The sequence below is a fragment of the Pseudomonas brassicae genome (genome assembly GCF_010671725.1).
In the GTDB taxonomy this organism is placed as follows: Bacteria; Pseudomonadota; Gammaproteobacteria; order Pseudomonadales; family Pseudomonadaceae; genus Aquipseudomonas; species Aquipseudomonas brassicae.
The window spans coordinates 1-2,650 of the sequence record NZ_JAAHBU010000588.1; the positions used below are offsets into that span (position 1 = coordinate 1).

Here is a 2,650-nt window from a genome sequence, read left to right on the forward strand (position 1 = left end):
GCAAGCCTGGTCAAAATGGCCACAAAATAGAGCAAACCGGCATATTTCACTGCCACCGCTGCGCTCCTACTCTAGCCCCAAGCAACCCTGGCTCGATATCGGAGAAAACAACAATGACTGAATACAAGATCGCCCTCGTCGGCTTTGGCGGCGTCAATCGCGGCCTGGCCCAACTGATCGCCGACAGCAACCCGAGCTGGCAGGCCACCCTCGGTTTCAGCCTCAAGATCGTCGGCGTCACCGACCTGTTCCTGGGCTCGATCATCGGCCGCGACGGCCTCGATGCGGCCACCCTGGTGCGCCTGCCGGCTGCCAAGGGCGCCTTTGCCCAACTGCCCGGTGGCAGCGCCGACGCCATGAACGAAGAGGTGATCAAGCACTCCGGCGCCGACATCGTCGCCGAAGCCACCTTCACCAACCCGGTCGACGGCGAGCCCGCCACCTCGTTCTGCCGCTGGGCCCTGCAGGCCGGCAAGCACCTGGTCACCACCAACAAGGGCCCGATTGCCCTGCACGCCGCCGAGCTCAAGGCCCTGGCCGACGCCCACGGCGTACGCTTCGAGTACGAAGGCGCGGTAATGAGCGGCACCCCGGTGATCCGCCTGGCCAAACAGGCCCTGGCCGGCAGCCGGATCAAGGGCTTCGAGGGCATCCTCAACGGCACCTCCAACTTCGTCCTGACCCGCATGGAAGAAGGCCTGGGCTTTGCCGAGGCGGTCAGCAAGGCGCAGGCGCTGGGCTACGCCGAAGCCGACCCGACGGCCGACGTCGAAGGCTTCGACGTGCGCCTCAAGGTCGTGATCCTGGCCAATGAACTGCTGGGCGCACACCTGGGCGTCAACGATGTGAGCTGCAAGGGTATCAGCGGCCTGAGTGCGGCCGATATCGACGCCGCCCAACGCGATGGCGCGCGCTGGAAGCTGATCGGTGCCGCGCAGCGCTCGGCCGACGGCTCGATCCACGCCAGCGTCGAACCTCGCCTGCTCAAGGCCGAGCACCCGCTGGCAGGTATCTCGGAGGCGATCAATGCGGTGTCGTTCGACACCGAGCTGCTGGGCGCAGTGACCGTGTCCGGCCCAGGGGCGGGGCGTATCGAAACCGCCTTCGCGCTGCTGTCGGACATCATCGCCATCCACACCGCCAAGACCGGCCAATAGGAGAGCAGCCATGAACGTATCGCGCCTGGCCATGGCCATCGTGGGACAACAGATCGACGTGCTCAACCCGTTCGATGCCAGCCTGATCGACTCGGTGCCCGACATGCCGGCCGCGCAGGTGCCGCAGTTGCTGGCCCAGGGACGCCTGGGCGTGCAGGCCAGCGCCGCGTTGCCGCGCTATCGCCGGGCACAGATCCTGGAGCAGGCCGCACGCCTGATCGAGGAGGACGCCGGGGCCTTTGCCGCGCTGATCATCGCCGAAGCGGGCAAGACCCTGCAGCAGGCGCGCAAAGAGGTCAAACGTTGCGTCAACACCTTGAAGCTGTCGGCCGAAGAGGCGCGACGCAATGGCGGTGAAGTGGTGCCGTTCGACGCCTACGAAGGTTCCGAGTCACGCCAGGGCTGGTTCAGCCGCGAGCCGCTGGGCCTGATCGTTGCGATCACGCCCTACAATGACCCGCTCAACCTGGTGGCACACAAGCTCGGCCCGGCGATTGCCGGTGGCAACGCGGTGATCCTCAAGCCGTCTGAGCTGGCGCCGCTGTCGGCGCTCAAGCTGGTCGAGTGCCTGGTGGCGGCCGGGCTGCCGGAGTCGGTGGTCACCGTTGCTACCGGCGGCGCGGAGCTGGGCAAGGCACTGGTGGCGGCCCGCGAGGTGCGCATGATTTCCTTCACCGGGGGCTTCGTCACGGGCGAGCACATCGCCCGTGGCGCGGGCCTCAAGAAACTGGCGATGGACCTGGGCGGCAATGCCCCGGTGATCGTGCTGGAGGATTGCGACCTGGAGGCGACGGTGGAATCGTGCGTGTCGGGGGCGTTCTGGGCGGCCGGGCAGAACTGCATCGGCACCCAGCGTCTGCTGGTGCAGGCGTCGATCTACCCGGCGTTTCGCGAGCGCTTCGTGGCCTTGAGCAGTCGGCTGGTGTGCGGCAACCCGGCGCTGGCTGAAACCGACGTGGGGCCGATGATCACCGAGCAGGCGGCGAAGAATGCCCAGGCGGTGGTGGACGAGGCGCTGGTGCAGGGGGCCAGGCTGTTGTGCGGACATGTACGCGAGGGTGCGTGCTATGCGGCGACCGTGCTGGAGCAGGTCGATCATGCCAGCCGCCTGTGGTGCAACGAGGTGTTTGCCCCGGTGGTGGTGCTGGAGCCGTTCGATGAGTTCGACCAGGCGATCGCCCTGGCCAATGCGCCGGACTACAGCCTGCATGCGGGAATCTTCACCAACGACCTGGGCAAGGCGCTGAGTGCGGCCAAGCGGATCGAGGCGGGTGGGGTGATGATCAATGATTCGTCGGATTATCGTTTCGATGCCATGCCGTTTGGCGGATTCAAGTACGGCAGCCTGGGGCGTGAAGGGGTGCGCTTTGCGTACGAAGAGATGACCCAGCCCAAGGTGGTGTGCATCAACAACCTGCGTTGATCCCACTGGCCTCTTCGCTGCAAGCCAGCTCCCACAGGTACCCATGCATCTCAGATCAGTGATATCCCTG

General features: G+C 66.0%; 2 protein-coding genes. Both read left to right on the plus strand.

What is annotated here, in order from left to right:
- Positions 1–113 precede the first annotated feature (113 nt).
- Positions 114–1,157 carry a homoserine dehydrogenase gene (locus tag G3436_RS26385; RefSeq protein WP_163951269.1) on the plus strand — a complete coding sequence of 348 codons (1,044 nt, stop codon included), beginning with the start codon at positions 114–116 and terminating at the stop codon, positions 1,155–1,157.
- A gap of 31 nt (positions 1,158–1,188) precedes the next feature.
- Positions 1,189–2,580: an aldehyde dehydrogenase family protein gene (locus tag G3436_RS26390; protein ID WP_420801261.1), complete on the plus strand. Its 1,392-nt coding sequence runs from the start codon at positions 1,189–1,191 to the stop codon at positions 2,578–2,580.
- The last annotated feature ends 70 nt before the right edge of the window (positions 2,581–2,650 follow it).